Genomic DNA, 16,935 nt, shown 5'->3' on the forward strand with positions numbered 1-16,935 from the left:
AGAATGATTCTAAATTCTAAGAGGCCATTTTCTGATATATACAGATATAAGATTATAATTTGATTAAATACTATTGTTTTAATCAGTTTAAAAACAATATTTTTATGGCTATTTCCTAACTTTCTTTTGCTAACCACATTTATTATGAAAATCATTTCTCTGCAGGGAATTCTTATATACTTTTCTATTTTGTTCTCATTTAGTGCTTTAGGGCAAAATAAATCAGAAAGAAATCAGGAACTGATTGATAAAAACTGGAGTTTCTCCGTTGGGCATTTATATGATACTGATAAGGATTTTGGACATGCCACCAGTTATTTCTCGTATTTGGCCAAAACAGGATTTGGTGACGGGCCGGCCGCACCCGGATTTGATGACCGGGCGTGGCGAAAATTAGATCTTCCGCACGACTGGGCAGTAGAGCAGGATTTTAGTGAAAAGGCAAGTTTTAGCCACGGATTTAAAGCAGCCGGAAAAGGTTATCCGGAGAAAAGTATTGGCTGGTACCGAAAAAAAATCAACATTCCGAAAACAGATCTTGGGCGTGTAATTTCAATACAATTTGATGGTGTTTTCAGAAATTCAAAAGTTTGGTTTAACGGCCATTTTCTCGGAACAGAAGAAAGCGGGTATAATGGTTTTGAATACGATGTAACTGCTTACGTCAATTACGGAAGTGAAAATATAATCGTCGTTCGCGCTGATGCTTCCATGGAAGAAGGCTGGTTTTATGAAGGTGCCGGAATCTACCGTCATGTGTATTTAAAAAAGACAAATCCTCTGCATGTAGCTCAAAATGGAACTTATGTAACATCGGAAATTCAAAATAATGATGCCGTAGTTTCTGCAGAAGTTACTATTGAGAATAAAGGAAATTACAAAGGATCAATTGAAATTGTACAAAATATACTGGATGCTACAGGAAACCAGATTGCAACAGTTTCTGAAAGTGCAACAGCTCCGGATTTTTATAAAACGGCAAAATTTACTTCAAAAATTAATGTAAAAAATCCTTTATTGTGGGATATTGATACTCCGAACTTATATCGTCTGGTCACTCAGATTAAACAAAAAGATCAGATTGTTGACAGTTATGAAACTTCTTTCGGAATCAGAACAATTCGGTTTGATCCGGAAAAAGGTTTCTTTCTGAATGGGAAAAACATCAAACTTCAGGGAACAAACAATCATCAGGATCATGCGGGAGTCGGCGCTGCAATTCCGGATGAGTTACAATATTTCAGAATTCAGAAACTCAAGGAAATGGGGTCCAATGCGTATCGCTGTTCGCACAATCCGCCAACGCCTGAATTACTCGAAGCCTGCGATAAACTTGGAATGCTGGTTATTGACGAAACCCGTTTAATGGGAATTAACGATTACCATCTGAACGATTTGAAAAGAATGATGGAGCGTGACCGAAACCATCCGAGTATTTTTTGCTGGTCGGTTGGAAATGAGGAATGGAATATTGAAGGAAATAGCACCGGCGAACGCATCACGAATGTTATGCAGGGTTTTGCAAAAAACATCGATCCTACCAGACCTGTAACGGTCGGAATCAGCAGCGGTTTTAAAAGCGGAATTTCGTCTGTAGTGAAGATCATGGGGTATAATTATCTCGGAAACGGAGATATTGACGCACATCGCAATCAGTTTAAACAACAACCCGGAATGGGAACGGAGGAAGGTTCTACTTTTGCTACACGTGGTGTTTATTTCTCGGATGATGCCAAACATTATCAAAGTGCGTATGATAAAAAACCGCGGCCTTCTTTTTACAGTATTGAAGAAGGCTGGAAATTTTATGCCGAAAGACCTTATCTGGCAGGAATGTTTATCTGGACAGGATTCGATTATCGCGGAGAACCAACCCCATACGGCTGGCCGTCGGTTACGTCTTATTTTGGAATGATGGATGTTTGCGGTTTTCCGAAAGACAATGTGTTTTACTTAAAATCCTGGTGGGGAAAAGAACCCGTTTTGCATTTATTACCACACTGGAACTGGGCTGGAAGAGAAGGCAAAGAAATTGATGTCTGGGCATATTCTAACTGTGATGAAGTCGAACTTTTCCTAAACAAGAAAAGTCTTGGGAAAAAGAAAATGGAACGTTTAGGACATTTGGAATGGAAAGTAAAGTACGAAGCAGGAACACTTGAAGCTGTTGGTTATAAAAACGGAAAAAAGATACTTTCTGATGTTCAGAAAACTACCGAAATTGAAGAAAATATAAAATTAACAGCTCACAAACAAATCCTCGCTAATGCTGAAATTGCGGTTATCACCGTAGAAACTACCGATAAAAAGGGACTGCATGTACCTAATGCCAATGATGAAATTAAATTTGATGTAAAAGGAGGAAAGATTATTGGAGTTGGAAACGGGAATCCGACCTCTTTGGAAAAAGATACATTTCTGGATGAAATTTCGCTGGTTGCCATCACTAATTTTCAGGAACGAAAAGCAACAACTGCTGATGCTTCAAAACAATTGTCTGCAAATACAGAGGAGGGCTGGAAAGAAGCTTTTAAAGACAGGGATTATAAAAACCAGGCGCCTTCATATGCATACCGTGGCCAGTTCGAATTAAAAAATAATGCAAAAGTAAACACCGTTACTTTCTTTTATAAAAAAATCGGACTGGAAAGTACCATTTTTGTCAACGGCAATATTATTCAGCCAACTACCGAAGATCCTAATAAATATGTGCTAAATACGGCTATTCTCAGACAAGGAAAAAATACGATTCATATTGTTGCGAAACCGCTTCAGAAAGAAAAAGAATGGGATGTTCTGAATACTGATCCGGGAATTATTCAGGTAATAATACCTTCAGAACAATGGAAACGCAGGCTTTTTAACGGGTATGCACAGATAATCGTACAGACTGACGGAAGCGGGAATGATATTACAGTTACAGCCACAGGAAAAAAGTTAAAAACCGGAACTCTGAATGTTAGCCTGAGAAAATGAAAAAAATTTGTTTCAAATTTTAAGTTCCAAGTTCCAAGTTTCAGGTTTCAAGTTCACATTGGAACGTGAAACCTGAAACCTGAAACAAAAAACTAAAACAAAAAAACTTAGTTAATCCCTTTCTTGTAAACCAGTTTCCAGTTATTATTTTCTTTACTGTAAGTTTCAATTATAGAAAGGTTTACAGCCTCTTTACCCTGAATTTTAATCGTTTCAATATAAGTTAAAACAGCTGTATTTTCATTAGAATATACAATCCTGAAATCTTCGGCTGCCAAAGACTCTATTTTATTTTTAGGCTGCGTAATATAGTTTTCAATGAATTCTTTTTTATTGTAATCATTTTGATCAACAGACTGCAGCACAAAACCGGCAGATAACAATTGATTGGCTAAATCCTGTTTTCCTTTTACTACATCACTCAATAAGTCATTTTCCTGTTTGGATAAAAGTCTCAATAAAGGTTCTTCCCTGATGTATTTTGTTAACTCAGAAGTAGTGACCGGGCCATTGTGAGTAGGATAAATAGTTTTGACATTGTTTTGTAAAGCAATTTTTTCAATCACTTTCAAGTTCTGATCAGCAAGTTGTTTGTCTTCATGAAAAAAATGCTCTCTTACGTGATGATTGTCAGGAGCTAATCCACCGCCTTGTGCTTTAAATGTTCCCAAAAAAGCATCACCAACAAAAAGATTTTCATCAATTAATACTAATAAATCACCGGGAGTATGTCCGCCTTTGATCGGAATAATTTTACCATTGACACCATATTTTGTCAGGTCAACAGTATTTTCAACAATAACATCCGGTGTAAAAGGCTGATAATTTAAATCTGTGTAAGGGCGAAGACGGGTACCCCAAATGCTAACGTCTTCTGATTTAGCCAGTTCTGTTTTACCTGAAGTAAACTTGTCCAAATCGGCTTTGCTCCCGGCAATTTTAATTTTGAAGGTTTGCTGTAAAAAACGTGCATTTCCCGCATGATCCCCGTGGCCGTGCGTAACAATTGCCAGAGTAATATTTTCAGGTTTAAAACCCATTTTTTTAATTGAATTTACCAAACTGTCCTGATAACCGGCAACCGGAACTCCGGTTTCAATTAACACTAATTTTTCGGAATTGCCTTTTACCAGATAAGCTTCGGTAAAGTAATTCCGGATATGGAAAACCTGAGCTTTCTGATTTGTGTTTTTGTTTTGTGCAGCAACATTAAAACCGAATGAAAGCAGCAGAAAGAACAATAAAGAAAGACGTTCTGTATTGCTGGAAAAAATTGACTTTTTCATTTTTATTTTATTAAAATTATTTGTCGGTATTGACACTGCAAATCTGGGACAGAATAAGAAAAATAAAAATGAACTGGTTTAGGAAATAAGGTTGAACTGGTTTAACTTTTTGATGTTTTACCGTTGCGTATTTTGCTTAGATACTCGGTGCTGAAACCCAGATAAGAAGCCAGTGCGTATTGAGGGACGCGTTTTGCAATTGCGGCATATTTGCTCATAAATTCATCATAGCGTTCTTCGGCTGTTTTGGTAAAATTTGACAACAATCTTTTTTGCTGAAAGGCTAATGAACGCTGGGTAATAATACGTTCGAATTTTTCGAGTTTCGGAATTTCTGCCAAAAACTTCTGTTCGTCTTCATAGGCAATTTGTATAAGAACTGAATCTTCCAGGGCTTCTACAAACAAAGTTGCGGGTTCCTGATAAATAAGACTGCTGTAATCCGAAATCCACCAGTCTTCTATGGCAAATGACAAGGTGTGTTCTTTTCCTTCATTGTCTACCAGATAACCTCTGAAAGCGCCTTTTACCACATAACTTTTATGATTACATACAAAACCGGGCTGTACAATAAATTGTCTTTTTTTGACTTTGGTAATTTTCAAATAAGAAGCCAGATGATTTTTTTCTTCATCTGATAAAGCAACATAGCGTTCTATATAATTTATTACCGGTAATACGTCTTTCATTCAGTAAAGGTAAAGATTTTTGAAATCCAAATTTAGTAGAAAATTCCAATAGTGAAATTCCAAATTCCAAACCGAGTTGGAATTTCCAATAATGAAATTCCAAATTCCAAAAGTAATAATTGAGAATTGTCTATTTTAAACTCCACCAGGTAATTGGAATTTGGGATTTTTTTATTGAAATTTTAAAATTATTTTTTTTTGTTTGAATTTCATAACTTTGCCTCATGAACGAATATTCTACTTCTCAGCCAGTTGACTTCAATACTTCGGAGTTAAAACTCAAAGGTTTTAAGGTTTATCAGATAGGAACAGACTGCAGCGTTATACCCACGTATAACCGCAGGGATTTCTACAAAATCAGTATTAGTACTGGGCAAAGTCTGATTCAATATGCAGACAGGGGGATTGAAACTAATGGGACGACTTTGTTTTTTGGTAATCCGCATATTCCGTATTCATGGGAGTTGCTTTCAGAATCTTATAATGGTTTTGCCTGCGTTTTTACAGAGGAATTTTTAAGGGTAAATGACCGTTCAGAAACCCTTCATGAATGCCCGTTGTTTAAGATCAGCGGAACGCCGATATTTTATTTATCGGCTGAACAAAAGACTTTTATAACATCATTATTCCAGAAAATGATTGTAGAGCAGGATACGGATTATGTTTTTAAAGATGATTTGATGCGAAATTATATCAATCTAATTATTCATGAATCCATGAAAATGCAGCCTTCGGAAAACTTCTTTAAACATAAAAACGCATCTTCCAGAATAACTTCATTATTTCTGGATCTTCTGGAAAGACAATTTCCGATAGATACTAAAGATCAGCCGCTTTTGTTAAAAACGCCACAGGATTATGCGCAAAACCTGGCTGTTCATGTCAATCATTTAAACCGTTCGGTAAAAGAAATTACCGGAAAATCAACAACGGCACATATTACGGAGAGAATCATCGGAGAAGCAAAAGCCTTATTGCAGCATACGGACTGGAGTGTTGCCGATATCGGTTTTTCGTTAGGATTTGAATATCCGAGTTACTTTAATAATTACTTCAAAAGGCTTACAGGAACGGTTCCGAAATCGTTGAGAATGTAAATTGTTTGAAATTCTTAATTTTTTGTTTGAATTTCATTATATCTGATCAGATTTACTGCTGTAAATTTGCCCTCAGATAATTCATCTTATATCACATTTTTACGGACTAAATACAACTTCATAAGCAGATTCTTTGCTTCATTCAGTTCAGTAATAATAAAAATAAAAGCTTTATAACAAAGTAAGGCAAAACGGTATTACTCAAATAAATTTTAAACAAAACTCAATTTAATAACTAATTTTATGTCAGCAAAATACACAACAGTTACTGAAGAAGGTAAAATTCCGAATACGTATATGACTGGAAATGTTTCTTATAAAAAACAAACCAGCGATATTCATCCACAAAATACAGTTATAAAAGATGTTGCTTTTGAGACGGGTTCAAGAAGCAACTGGCATATCAATTCCAGTTTACAGCTGCTAATAGCAACAGACGGGATTGGATATTATCAGGAAAGAGGCAAAGCAATGCGACTGGTTCATAAAGGTCAGGTGCTGACTATTTTACCGGGTATTGAGCATTGGTATGGCGCAACGCCTTTCAGCAGATTTTCGCATATATCGATCATCACAGAAATAGACAAAGGTTCGGGAATCTGGTTAAACAGCGTTACTGATGAAGAGTATAATGGTTTCCTGGATTAATGTTAAGGTTCTAAGGGACTAAGGTTCTAAGTTGCTAAGGTTCTGAGGTTCTGAGATTCTAAGGTTTTAAGACTCTAAGAATCAAAATTTTTTAAGAAAACTTAGTCCCTTAGAACCTTAGAATCTCAGAACCTTAAAAAAAAATAAAACCCCTGAACATTGCTGTCCAGGGGTTTCCCCAAAAAAAAATACCAATACCAATTCTATTTTTTATCTAAACTTTCTTTAAGCAGTTTTGCATGCTCTAAGTGTGCAGTAAGTCCGGCAACACTATTAGAAGCCCAAAGTTTAACATCCTGATCTGTAGCGTTTTCAGCTGTTTTTCTAACCTGATCAATTGCTTTTTGGTGACCATCGACCATCATATCAGCAAATTTTTTGTCAAAATCAACACCTGTTTTTTCATTTAGTTTTTTATATTCTTCCTGACCTTCTTCTGTTAATGAAGTTGGCAGCGTAAAGTTTTTTGCTTTCGCTAAAGCACTTACTTCAGAAGCTAATTTAGTATGATCGTCAACCATTGTTTTACCAAATTTTTTCACTTCAGGATTTGTACTTTTTGTCTGAGCCAGTTTTCCTAATTCTATTTCAGCTAAATTGATAGATGCGATATCTACTATATATTGAGAATCATCTTCTTTAGAATCTATAGAATCAAATTTTGCTTCATTACTATCCTCAGCAACTTCTTGCGGGTCTTCTTGTTTAGTTTCGTTTTTACAGGAATTTAGGAATATAATGATTAGTCCGGCGCCTAAAATAACTTTTCCTGCTAATAGTAACTTTTTCATGATTTGTGGTTTAAATGTTATAGTGTAAAAGTATTTAGAAGCTGAAGGAAATGTTTTACATCATTTTTTTATAATGTTACAGGATTCAAACATGAGGATTGCTTAGCTGTTTATAAATAAAACTATCTTAGCTTTGTTAAAAAATAAACTAAAGTGAATATGATTCTAAAAAGAATTTTTGGGTGGGGTTTGATCCTATTGGGTATTTTCTTTGCATTTATTGTAATGATAGTATCATTTAGAGCTGTAGTGAATATTATAGCCAACTAAACCATTCTATAGCACAAGGAATTGGTTTTCTTATCGGCTGCATTTTAATGATAGGTCTTTTTATCCTATTGACATTTTTTATTATGAAATTGGGATTGAAATTAATCAGAATCAAACAAAAAACATCTGACTCTATAGATGAAATAGGAAAATAACACATTATTTTCATCATTAGCTACTTAAGTATATCTACCAATCCCAATTCTACAAGAATTGGGATTTTTTATATACAATAGGCATAGAGTTAATTATGAAAACTTGTAATAGTAATTCTATAACGTTTTTTGTAAGTTTTTAGTGAATTTTGAAAGTACCATACATTCTAATAATCTAAAAACTTATTATCATGCCAGATGCAAGAATTAAAAACGAAGAACAGTACAACGCCCTTTTAGAAAAAGGCTATAGTAAAGAAAAATCTGCCCGCATTGCCAATACACCAAATTCTGGTGAAAAAGGAGGAAGAGCTAAACCTTACGAAGAATGGACAAAAGAAGAGTTGTACCAGCAAGCCAGAAAAGTAGGTATTTCCGGAAGATCTTACATGGCCAAAAAAAGCCTTATTAAGGCGTTGCGTAACAATTAACAATCTATAGAAATCATTTTAATAGTATGAAGGCTAAACTTAACCAGGAAAAATTAATAGAACAGTTGATTAAAACGCCTCAATTAGTTTTAGAAAAACTCGATTTAATATATGTAAATGAGCATACTCTGAACATACAGCGTTGCAGAGAAGGTGAGGGGTTTATTTATAAAAAGAACGGAAGGTGCATCAAAAGCAAAGGCGAAATAAAACGCTTTAATAGCTTAGTGCTTCCGCCTGCCTGGGAAAATGTCAAAATTGCAGACTTAACCAATGGACATCTGCAGGCTGTTGGTACAGATGTCAAAAACAGGAAACAATATCGATACCATCCAAGATGGAATCTTATTCGTAATCAGACCAAATTCTATAAGATAGCCGAATTCGGAAAATACCTGCCGGCAATCAGAAAAAAAGTAGATCAGGATCTGGAACAAAAAGAATGGAACAAGGATAAGGTTGTTGCTCTTGTAATCCGTTTAATGGAAGAAACCCACATCAGGATAGGGAATGAGAAATATGCCAAAGACAACAAATCGTACGGACTTTCGACTTTGCGAAAAAGACATATTAATATTGACCGAAATTCTTTGCGTTTTGAATTTGTCGGGAAAAAGGGAAAACAGCATACCATCACCACCCGAAACAAACAATTGATAAAACTGGTAAGCCGATGCGAGGAAATTCCGGGTTGGGAAGTTTTTAAATATTATGACGAAAATGGTGAACGTAAGGTTCTTGACAGTCATATGGTTAATCAATATCTTCATGAAATTACAGGAAAATATTTTAGCGCCAAAGATTTCAGGACCTGGGCCGCATCGTTAATATTTTTTGAAACATTGATGAACATCGGAATTGCAGAAGACGAAAAAGAGATTAAGAAAAATGTCCTGACTGCCATTGATGTCACTGCAGAGGCACTGGGAAACACAAGAAGTGTCTGCAAAAACTATTATGTGCATCCTTTGATTGTGGCAGGATACGAAGATGGTTCAATTAAGGAATATTTCGAGAAACTCCGTAAAAACAGAAGCAACCAAAAATATTTTTCACGTTCAGAAGTCGTTTTTTCTGAATTAATTGGCAGTTTTCAGCCCGATTTTCAAACGGATTGAGCTAATAATTGAGTCTATTGAGTTAATCACTTTCTATAAATTACAGGAACTTTGCTATGTAAAAGGAGTTCAAATTGGGGAAACAAAAAACGGCACATATATCTTTAGGTAAATGTGTCGTTTTAATTTAAAACAAATTTAAAAGTTATGGGAACTAAAAGTGGGACTTATCAGGATGTTTATATCAGAAGAAATGACGAACTGGTAAGTTTAAAAAATGATGTAACAGATTTTTGCGAAAAATACATCAAACCTGTTCATCCACAAAACTGGGACTGGTCTGTAAGAGATTTTGAAAATCCTGAAAACGATCCGACAATTGACGAGGCAAGAGCCATTGCTGCGGTTGTCTACAAAGATCTAAACGAAAATAAAAACACAGATGTCGATCTTTCGACTATGAATAATGTAAAAGCAATCAAAGCCTATTTGAATCCGCAAAGCAAACACGAAAGATTCAATATGGAAGAATTTGCTTTTGCCTTGAAGGTGGAATTGGAACATGGTAAAATTAAAGCGGTAAATGTAACCAATAACCATCCGTTTCTGACCGCCATGATTGCCCTTGCACACATGACCGAAACCCTCACTTATTACAAAAGACTGGCCGTGATGGAAGCACAGGGCGAGATTTACGAAATCATGCGTAAAATCGAAAATTCGACCACAGGAAAAGAAGAGTGGTATAAAGAATTAGGTAAAGCCGAACAGGAACTAAATGAAGCCAGATCAGGCCTTGCAGAACGCCTGGAACGTATGGACGATATTCCGCCTTTAGAAAAAATTGGAGATTAAGCAAAACATAAAAAAACCGTTAAATACACTTTAACGGTTTTTTATTTATAGTTAAAATTTCCTCGGATCATTATCAGGATAATTTTCTCCCGGATCTTCTTCTTCAATTTCGTCTTCTTCGAGATCATCTTCAATTTCCTCCTCATCATCTTCATCGATATCTTCAAGATCTTTTTCGGTTTCCAGAAAATCGTCATCAATATCTTTAGGATTGTCAAAATCATCATTTAGTACATCACCTTCATGGTCAAGATCGCCCGGCGCATGAAAATCATCGTCTAAGTCATCTACTTCATCAAAATCATCTTCATCGTTTGAGAGTTGCTGCTGATTCGGAATCGCTTTATTAGGATCATATCCATTACGTACCGTATGGCCGTAATCACGAACATCACCAAAATGCTGATGTCCCTTTTTCAATTCGTCGTTATTATAAAGTGCTTCGTTCATAATAGCATTCTGCTTATTCAGGTTAGCTCTTCTGTTTTCAGAAGTTCTAATGTTTTGTTCTTTAGTTTCCATGATAGTATAATTAAGTTTGTTTTACAAAGCTACAGTAGCATTCTGGATTATTTTTATAAAATTAAAATTGCTAATTTCATAATTTACAGATGTTTATGATGTAATTACATCCAGAAATGGTATAACGGATTAGTTCTTCTTTGAGACTAATTTTAAATGTTTAACGCAAAATTAATTTGTCATGCCTGAAGGTCCGTCAATACGAATACTCGAAGAAGAAACCCGGCAATTTTCGGGACAAAAAATACTTTCTGCTTTCGGGAGCAGTGCTATTGATATAGAACGCCTGAACGGAAAAACAATCGAATCTTTTAAGACCTGGGGAAAACATTTTCTGATATGTTTTGATGATTTTACCGTCAAGATTCATCTGCTCATGTTTGGAACGTACCGGATTAATGAAAGAAAAGAATTAACACCCAGATTAAGTCTCGTTTTTGCAAATGGAGAACTAAATTTTTATACCTGTTCGGTTAAAATTCTCGAAGGAGAAATTAATCTTCACTATAACTGGTATGAAGATGTCATGAACAAAAGCTGGAATCCCCAAAAAGCAAAAGAAAGTCTAGATAAAATCCCAAAGCAAATGATCTGCGATGCCGTTCTTGACCAGAATATATTTTCGGGAGTAGGGAATATTATCAAAAATGAAGTATTATACCGATGTTATGTCCATCCGGAATCCAGAGTGGGGAAAATCCCGGAGGATAAATTAAAAGAAATTATTGATGAATGCTCTATTTACAGTTTTCAGTTTCTTGAATGGAAAAAAAATTATGAACTGAAACAACACTGGCTTGCGCATACTAAAAAAGTCTGCCTGCGCTGTGATCTTCCTTTGCACAAAAAACAAACCGGCGTAAAAAAACGAAGAAGTTTTTTTTGTACTAACTGTCAAAATTTATATCAATGAAAAAACATGTAGAAACAGGATGTTCGAGCTATAACAACCGTTACTGGAAAGGCATTTTTTATCCGGAAGATTTACCAACATCCAAATGGTTCGATTATTATTGCCAGCATTTTGATACGTATGAAATGAACGGGACATTTTATAAATTTCCAACAGTACGTATATTCGAAAACTGGTATAAAAAAGTGCCCGAAAATTTTCTTTTTTCTGTTAAGGCTCCCAAAGATATAACGCACTTTAAAAAGTTTATTGGGTGTGAAACACTGTTGTCCGATTTTTATAATTTTTGTGAGACAGGTTTAAAAGAAAAACTGGGGCCAATATTATTTCAGCTTCCTCCAAGTTACAATTTTACTCCTGAGAGACTTGGGCATATTATAAATTCATTGAATACAAAATTCGTCAACGTAGTTGAATTTCGTCATCAAAGCTGGTGGAATCAGGAAGTGTGGGATAGTTTGTTGCAAAATAACATTACATTTTGCAGTGTTAGTTATCCCGGCTTACCCGAAGATATTCTCACTCAGTTTCCTGTAATTTATATTCGTTTGCACGGAAATAAAAAGCTGTTTTATTCTGGCTATTCCACTGAAGATTTAGAAAGTATAAAAAAGACAATTTCCGGTTCGTTCAAACAATCTTTTGTCTATTTTAATAATACTGCCGGAACAGAAGGAATTCAGAATGCTTTGGAGTTTAAGGGGATAGTGTCAACAAAATAAAGAAAAGACTTGTCTTAAAGTAAATAAGTGATATAAATTAACAAAAGAACAAAGCAATAGCTTTATTAAGTTAACTTATATCACTTATATGTTTTTAATGTTTAGAATTTACAATTGCAATTCTCCTTCAATACCGTCATCCATAGTTTTTCCGGTCACAAAAGCGGCTGTCATTTTTGCGATAGCGACTACTTTTCCGTGTTTGTTGTTCCAGTAATAACCATCTTCCGGAACTACTTTAATCACACTCAAGTTTGGATCGTCAATACCTCCCGGCATCCATACTTTTACGATTGGATCCCATAATTCTTCAATAATTTCTCTTTTGTAGAGAATAGTGGCATTTCCGTGTAAAGTCAGAAACTTATCATGTGGTGAAGAAAAAAAGATTTCTACCTGCGGGTTTTGAGTAATTTCTGCATTCTGGCTGCTGTTTCTGTCAGACAAAAACCATAAGTTGCCCAGATCGTCAATTTTCTGAACACTCATTGGTCTGGATTGCAGTCTGGTTTCTTTATAAGTACAAAACATACATGTTTTTATATCTCCTGCAAGATCTTTTATTTTGTCTGCAGCAAGTTCATCTGTAAGGTCTTTATGATCTCCCATGGCTTTATTTTTTTAATATAATTAATTAAATTAGTTGTGTTTATAACACTCCATCTTAACTGATATCAGTTTAAAATGTTGATTATAACAAAGTTGGTTTTTTTATATCTTTACGGGTTATAGAATTTAACTTATTAATTATGAGATTTCAATTTCTTTTTTGATGAGGTTTAAAAACAAATTGTTAAATAAATTTATTTCCGTTACCTTTGACATCTAAAAATACCTTTTAAAAGAACAATGACAGATTTTACCGTATTCTACACAGACGATGATGAAGATGATTTGAGCATCTTTACTGATGCTGTAGAATCTATGTCTAAAAAAATAGAGCTCAAAACATACAATGGAGGCGATAAATTGCTGACAGCAATTTATAATCCGCCACCAACGCCTCATGTTGTTTTTCTGGATCTGAATATGCCCGGTAAAAATGGGTTTGATGTCTTAGCCGAACTGAGAAGTTCTGAAGAAAAAAATGATATTCCGGTTGTTATTTTTTCAACATCAAGCGAACCCGGAATTATAGAAAAATGCCGCATGCTCGGAGCCAATTTTTTTATAACCAAGCCTGTGTTGATGAAAGATATCGTAAAATCGATAGAACACGCTTTGGAAATCGACTGGAAGAAATTTATTCCTGACCCTAAAAATTTCGTTTATAAAGCATAAATATAACAAAAACGCCAGATTGTAAGTCTGGCGTTTTTTTATTCAGGAATATAAATTTCAAAAGTTGCTCCTTTGCCTTTCTCGCTGTGTGCAGTAATGATACCTTTGTGGTTTTCTACAATCTTTTTTACGATTGCAAGACCAATACCCGTACCAGAAAATTCACTCTCTGTATTTAATCGCTGAAAAACCTCAAAGATTCTTTCGCTGTATTCAGCATCAAAACCAATTCCGTTATCCGCTATTTTTAGACAATAATAGATTCTTTCAGGATAATTGACACGGATTCCTAAGTCGCTGCCTAAAACCCTTTTTGCCGTAATTTCGATATAAGGAGCTTCGTCCTTTTTGGAAAACTTTAATGCGTTTCCGATCAAATTATGCAACAATTGCCTAAACTGAAAAGGTATAACGGTTATTTCTCCCAAAGGATGAAAATTTACAATGGCATTTGTTTCTTCTATACGTTCAGAAAAATCACTTGTAACTTCTTCGGCAATTTCGTCAAGATTTGTTTTAACAAAAACTCTTTCAGCAGAATTTGTTCTCGAATAGGTGAGGAGATCCTGAATTAAAGTCTGCATTCTTTTGGCAGAAACTTCAATACGGTTTAAGTAAGTTTTGGCTTTCGCCGAAATATTCTGCTCATCCAGATCGGCCAGACGGCTTGCAAAAGTTTGTATTTTTCTCAGGGGTTCCTGTAAGTCATGACTCGAAATATAGGCAAAGGATTGTAATTCAATATTCATATTAATTAAATCCTTGTTTTTAATTTCTAACTGGGCGGTTCTTTCAGAAACTTCTCTTTCAAGCTTGTTTGTAAAATCTTTCTGATCCTGAATATCGGTGCTGGTTCCGACCCACATCTGTATGTTTCCTTCTTCGTCTTTTTGTGCCGTTGCATGGCTCTGCTGCCATCTGTATTGTCCGTCATGACGGCGAAAACGATGCTCAAATAAAAAGTCATTTCCTGAATTTACAGCTTCCATCCAGGCATTTATATTGGCTTCGCGGTCATCAGGATGCACAATTTTTAACCAGTCATTTTTATCCACGGCTTCCGGAGATAATCCCGCATACGTATAAACAGACTGATTAAAATAATTCAGGTTACCAAGTGCATCACTTGTCCAGACATGCTGTGGCATAGAATCTGCCAGAAGCCTGAATTTCTCTTCACTCTTCATCAAAATCTGCTGACGGTTTTTCTCATCGGTAATATCCATGACAGTACCAATCATTTTTAACGGAACATTATTTTCGTCAAAAAATATTTTGCCGTGTGCCCTTATCCACGCAATGGAATTATCCGGTTTTATGATACGCGATTCATATTTATAAACACTCGTCTGCAGTGCCATTTTATAGGCTCTTTGCAGTATATAAAAATCATCAGGATGAATTTGTTTATGCAGGTCAGACCGTATTAGTTTACTGCTTTTGTCATGGCCAAAAATTGTCGCCAGATTTTCAGAATAAATTAATGCCTGATTGGGCACATCTAAATCCCAGGTTGCAATTTCTGCAATTTCTCCTGCCAGTCTTGCTCTTTCTTCTGCGTCTTCTACTTTTTTTCGTGCTTCGACCTGCACAGTAACATCATTGGCAACAGCTACAATGCCGGAAATAATTCCATCATGTTCTTTTAATGCTTCGTAAACTATATTAATATAGGTATCAACAATTTCTCCTTTTCGGAGAAGACGTACTAAACGTTCAGACGCAATATATCTTTCTCCTGTAGTATATACATTGAGTAAAATTTCTTCTAATCCCTGGTTGGCAGCTTCTGGCAGTGCTTCAAAAATGGGTTTATTAAGCACTTCATGCTCTTTTCGTTCCCACAATTCAAGCATAAGGGTATTTACAATTTCAACCTTATATTCCGGACCTCTGAATACACACATGGCACTCGGAGTCTGCAAAAGATTTGTGCGATAACGTGTCGTGCTGGCTTCCAGTTCCTTTACCATTTTGACTTTGCCTGTAGTTTCATTACAGATTACCAAAACTCCGGCTGTTTGGCCCGATTCGTCATTTACGGGACTGTAACTAAAAGTCCAGTAGACATCTTCGATTTTTCCGTTTCTGTATATAGGTAAAAATTGATCTTCATGCCAGGTTGCTTCTCCTTCTATAAGAACCTGGTCAATAAGAGGTTTTATAAAATCCCAGATTTCAGGCCATCCTTCTTCTCCTTTTTGTCCTAAAATAGAAGGATGTTTGCCATCATTTCCAAGACTTGGACGATAGGCGTCATTATAAAAACAAATTAATTCTTCTCCCCAAAATAAAAACATCGGGAATTTTGAGTTTAATAGAATTCCCAATGTGGTTCGTAAACTTTGCGGCCATTTATCGACGGGTCCAATAAGAGTCTGGTCCCAGTCTTTGGCACGCATTAACGCTCCCATTTCGCCTCCTTTTGAAAGGAAATCGTGATCCATATATGCCATGAAATTTATTAATAACTATTTGAAATAATTAATTGCCTGCAATAAATGTACTAATTAATACGGTATATTTTTGCGATAAATTGCATTTTGAAGTTTAAATAAAGTTAAAATGGAGGCCTGATTTAAAAAATACAATTATTGGTGAGTTGTACTTAAGTATTTGATAATGTTTTGTTTATGTGTATTTTTTTTGAACTTTTTTTTGAAAGTATCATGAAAGTTGGATTTTATATGAGGTAAAATTTAAATCTATTGAGTTAAGATTAATCGTTCTGAATGATGAAATTTGGGTATAAACTAATAAGGAAATCTAACATAAATATAGAGATCATGAAAAACGAATATTCTAAAAAAGAAACCGACTATATAAAAAAATATCAGGATGAAGGTTACACCAGTAATTTTTTATTTAATAATGAAACGCTGATAGACACCAATACAAAAGTAGCTTATAAACCTGAAGAAATTTTTATTGTTGCCCATCACCGGTATGAAGGTATGAGCGATCCAGATGATATGTCTATTTTATACGTAATAGAAACCGAGAATGGAATAAAAGGAACTCATTTGTTAGGATATGGCCCTACAGCGGATCTTGAAGAAGCAGAATTCTTTAAAGATATTCCGAAGAAAAATTACTCTAAAAATGCAGACATTAATGAAATTGCATCTGAGTAATAAGTAATTAAGATTAGATTAAAAAGAACAGACGATTATTTTGCAGGAGAACAGTTATTCAGGGATTATACCCGGGGTAGCTGTTTTTTTCTTTAGTACTAAACGTT

16 protein-coding genes are annotated in these 16,935 nt (G+C 35.2%); 10 read left to right on the forward strand and 6 right to left on the reverse strand.

Annotation, left to right across the window (positions count from 1 at the left end; all coding sequences use genetic code 11):
* The first annotated feature begins 144 nt into the window (after positions 1-144).
* Positions 145-2,976: a beta-galactosidase GalA gene (galA, locus tag DCO46_RS18780; RefSeq protein WP_116754024.1), complete on the forward strand. Its 2,832-nt coding sequence runs from the start codon at positions 145-147 to the stop codon at positions 2,974-2,976.
* A gap of 107 nt (positions 2,977-3,083) precedes the next feature.
* On the opposite strand, the gene DCO46_RS18785 is transcribed toward galA, so the two are convergent.
* The gene (locus tag DCO46_RS18785; protein ID WP_116754025.1) at positions 3,084-4,262 is read right to left on the reverse strand and encodes an MBL fold metallo-hydrolase; all 1,179 of its coding nucleotides are present in this window, start codon (positions 4,260-4,262) and stop codon (positions 3,084-3,086) included.
* 101 nt (positions 4,263-4,363) lie between these two features.
* Positions 4,364-4,951: a Crp/Fnr family transcriptional regulator gene (locus DCO46_RS18790; protein ID WP_116754026.1), complete on the reverse strand. Its 588-nt coding sequence runs from the start codon at positions 4,949-4,951 to the stop codon at positions 4,364-4,366.
* A 224-nt stretch (positions 4,952-5,175) separates the two neighbouring features.
* On the opposite strand from DCO46_RS18790, the gene DCO46_RS18795 reads away from it, so the two are divergent.
* Together DCO46_RS18795 and DCO46_RS18800 are read left to right on the forward strand one after the other, a co-directional pair.
* A complete protein-coding gene (locus DCO46_RS18795) occupies positions 5,176-6,048 on the forward strand; it encodes a helix-turn-helix domain-containing protein (protein WP_116754027.1) in 873 nt (290 codons plus the stop codon).
* Positions 6,049-6,291: 243 nt separating this feature from the next.
* Positions 6,292-6,696, forward strand: a complete 405-nt coding sequence (locus DCO46_RS18800; protein ID WP_116754028.1) for a cupin domain-containing protein — start codon at positions 6,292-6,294, stop codon at positions 6,694-6,696.
* 203 nt (positions 6,697-6,899) lie between these two features.
* On the opposite strand, the gene DCO46_RS18805 is transcribed toward DCO46_RS18800, so the two are convergent.
* A complete protein-coding gene (locus DCO46_RS18805) occupies positions 6,900-7,487 on the reverse strand; it encodes a DUF4142 domain-containing protein (protein WP_116754029.1) in 588 nt (195 codons plus the stop codon).
* A 616-nt stretch (positions 7,488-8,103) separates the two neighbouring features.
* On the opposite strand from DCO46_RS18805, the gene DCO46_RS18810 reads away from it, so the two are divergent.
* The 3 genes from DCO46_RS18810 to DCO46_RS18820 all read left to right on the forward strand — a co-directional run bounded on the left by DCO46_RS18810 (position 8,104) and on the right by DCO46_RS18820 (position 10,256).
* Positions 8,104-8,343, forward strand: coding sequence for a Rho termination factor (locus tag DCO46_RS18810; RefSeq protein WP_116754030.1), 240 nt, complete (start codon positions 8,104-8,106; stop codon positions 8,341-8,343).
* Between the two features lie 26 nt (positions 8,344-8,369).
* The gene (locus DCO46_RS18815; protein WP_116754031.1) at positions 8,370-9,461 is read left to right on the forward strand and encodes a DNA topoisomerase IB; all 1,092 of its coding nucleotides are present in this window, start codon (positions 8,370-8,372) and stop codon (positions 9,459-9,461) included.
* Between the two features lie 147 nt (positions 9,462-9,608).
* Positions 9,609-10,256: a DUF5661 family protein gene (locus tag DCO46_RS18820; protein WP_116754032.1), complete on the forward strand. Its 648-nt coding sequence runs from the start codon at positions 9,609-9,611 to the stop codon at positions 10,254-10,256.
* A gap of 51 nt (positions 10,257-10,307) precedes the next feature.
* On the opposite strand, the gene DCO46_RS18825 is transcribed toward DCO46_RS18820, so the two are convergent.
* The gene (locus tag DCO46_RS18825) at positions 10,308-10,778 is read right to left on the reverse strand and encodes a hypothetical protein (RefSeq protein ID WP_116754033.1); all 471 of its coding nucleotides are present in this window, start codon (positions 10,776-10,778) and stop codon (positions 10,308-10,310) included.
* Between the two features lie 181 nt (positions 10,779-10,959).
* On the opposite strand from DCO46_RS18825, the gene DCO46_RS18830 reads away from it, so the two are divergent.
* Positions 10,960-11,691 (forward strand): DNA-formamidopyrimidine glycosylase family protein, encoded by a 732-nt coding sequence (locus DCO46_RS18830; protein WP_116754034.1) that lies wholly within the window; start codon positions 10,960-10,962, stop codon positions 11,689-11,691.
* Positions 11,688-12,413, forward strand: coding sequence for a DUF72 domain-containing protein (locus tag DCO46_RS18835; protein WP_116754035.1), 726 nt, complete (start codon positions 11,688-11,690; stop codon positions 12,411-12,413). Before DCO46_RS18830 ends, DCO46_RS18835 begins: the two co-directional genes overlap by 4 nt.
* A gap of 108 nt (positions 12,414-12,521) precedes the next feature.
* Here DCO46_RS18835 and DCO46_RS18840 read toward each other — a convergent pair whose 3' ends face one another.
* Complete coding sequence (locus tag DCO46_RS18840; RefSeq protein ID WP_116754036.1) at positions 12,522-13,022, reverse strand: pyridoxamine 5'-phosphate oxidase family protein; 501 nt, start codon at positions 13,020-13,022, stop codon at positions 12,522-12,524.
* A gap of 240 nt (positions 13,023-13,262) precedes the next feature.
* Between DCO46_RS18840 and DCO46_RS18845 the strand changes: the two genes are divergently transcribed.
* Positions 13,263-13,694, forward strand: coding sequence for a response regulator (locus DCO46_RS18845; protein ID WP_116754037.1), 432 nt, complete (start codon positions 13,263-13,265; stop codon positions 13,692-13,694).
* Between the two features lie 38 nt (positions 13,695-13,732).
* On the opposite strand, the gene DCO46_RS18850 is transcribed toward DCO46_RS18845, so the two are convergent.
* A complete protein-coding gene (locus tag DCO46_RS18850; RefSeq protein WP_243416357.1) occupies positions 13,733-16,141 on the reverse strand; it encodes a PAS domain-containing protein in 2,409 nt (802 codons plus the stop codon).
* Between the two features lie 339 nt (positions 16,142-16,480).
* Here DCO46_RS18850 and DCO46_RS18855 point away from each other — a divergent pair, with 339 nt between their 5' ends.
* Positions 16,481-16,828, forward strand: a complete 348-nt coding sequence (locus tag DCO46_RS18855) for a hypothetical protein (protein ID WP_116754039.1) — start codon at positions 16,481-16,483, stop codon at positions 16,826-16,828.
* The last annotated feature ends 107 nt before the right edge of the window (positions 16,829-16,935 follow it).

This window comes from Flavobacterium sp. HTF (assembly GCF_003105115.1).
Taxonomy (GTDB): Bacteria; Bacteroidota; Bacteroidia; order Flavobacteriales; family Flavobacteriaceae; genus Flavobacterium.

Excerpts from the sequence above, each read along its gene's own strand:
- galA (WP_116754024.1), top strand. The coding sequence starts at position 145 with ATGAAAATCATTTCTCTGCAGGGAATTCTTATATACTTTTCTATTTTG.
- DCO46_RS18785 (WP_116754025.1), bottom strand. The coding sequence starts at position 4,262 with ATGAAAAAGTCAATTTTTTCCAGCAATACAGAACGTCTTTCTTTATTG.
- DCO46_RS18790 (WP_116754026.1), bottom strand. The coding sequence starts at position 4,951 with ATGAAAGACGTATTACCGGTAATAAATTATATAGAACGCTATGTTGCT.
- DCO46_RS18795 (WP_116754027.1), top strand. The coding sequence starts at position 5,176 with ATGAACGAATATTCTACTTCTCAGCCAGTTGACTTCAATACTTCGGAG.
- DCO46_RS18800 (WP_116754028.1), top strand. The coding sequence starts at position 6,292 with ATGTCAGCAAAATACACAACAGTTACTGAAGAAGGTAAAATTCCGAAT.
- DCO46_RS18805 (WP_116754029.1), bottom strand. The coding sequence starts at position 7,487 with ATGAAAAAGTTACTATTAGCAGGAAAAGTTATTTTAGGCGCCGGACTA.
- DCO46_RS18810 (WP_116754030.1), top strand. The coding sequence starts at position 8,104 with ATGCCAGATGCAAGAATTAAAAACGAAGAACAGTACAACGCCCTTTTA.
- DCO46_RS18815 (WP_116754031.1), top strand. The coding sequence starts at position 8,370 with ATGAAGGCTAAACTTAACCAGGAAAAATTAATAGAACAGTTGATTAAA.
- DCO46_RS18820 (WP_116754032.1), top strand. The coding sequence starts at position 9,609 with ATGGGAACTAAAAGTGGGACTTATCAGGATGTTTATATCAGAAGAAAT.
- DCO46_RS18825 (WP_116754033.1), bottom strand. The coding sequence starts at position 10,778 with ATGGAAACTAAAGAACAAAACATTAGAACTTCTGAAAACAGAAGAGCT.
- DCO46_RS18830 (WP_116754034.1), top strand. The coding sequence starts at position 10,960 with ATGCCTGAAGGTCCGTCAATACGAATACTCGAAGAAGAAACCCGGCAA.
- DCO46_RS18835 (WP_116754035.1), top strand. The coding sequence starts at position 11,688 with ATGAAAAAACATGTAGAAACAGGATGTTCGAGCTATAACAACCGTTAC.
- DCO46_RS18840 (WP_116754036.1), bottom strand. The coding sequence starts at position 13,022 with ATGGGAGATCATAAAGACCTTACAGATGAACTTGCTGCAGACAAAATA.
- DCO46_RS18845 (WP_116754037.1), top strand. The coding sequence starts at position 13,263 with ATGACAGATTTTACCGTATTCTACACAGACGATGATGAAGATGATTTG.
- DCO46_RS18850 (WP_243416357.1), bottom strand. The coding sequence starts at position 16,141 with ATGGATCACGATTTCCTTTCAAAAGGAGGCGAAATGGGAGCGTTAATG.
- DCO46_RS18855 (WP_116754039.1), top strand. The coding sequence starts at position 16,481 with ATGAAAAACGAATATTCTAAAAAAGAAACCGACTATATAAAAAAATAT.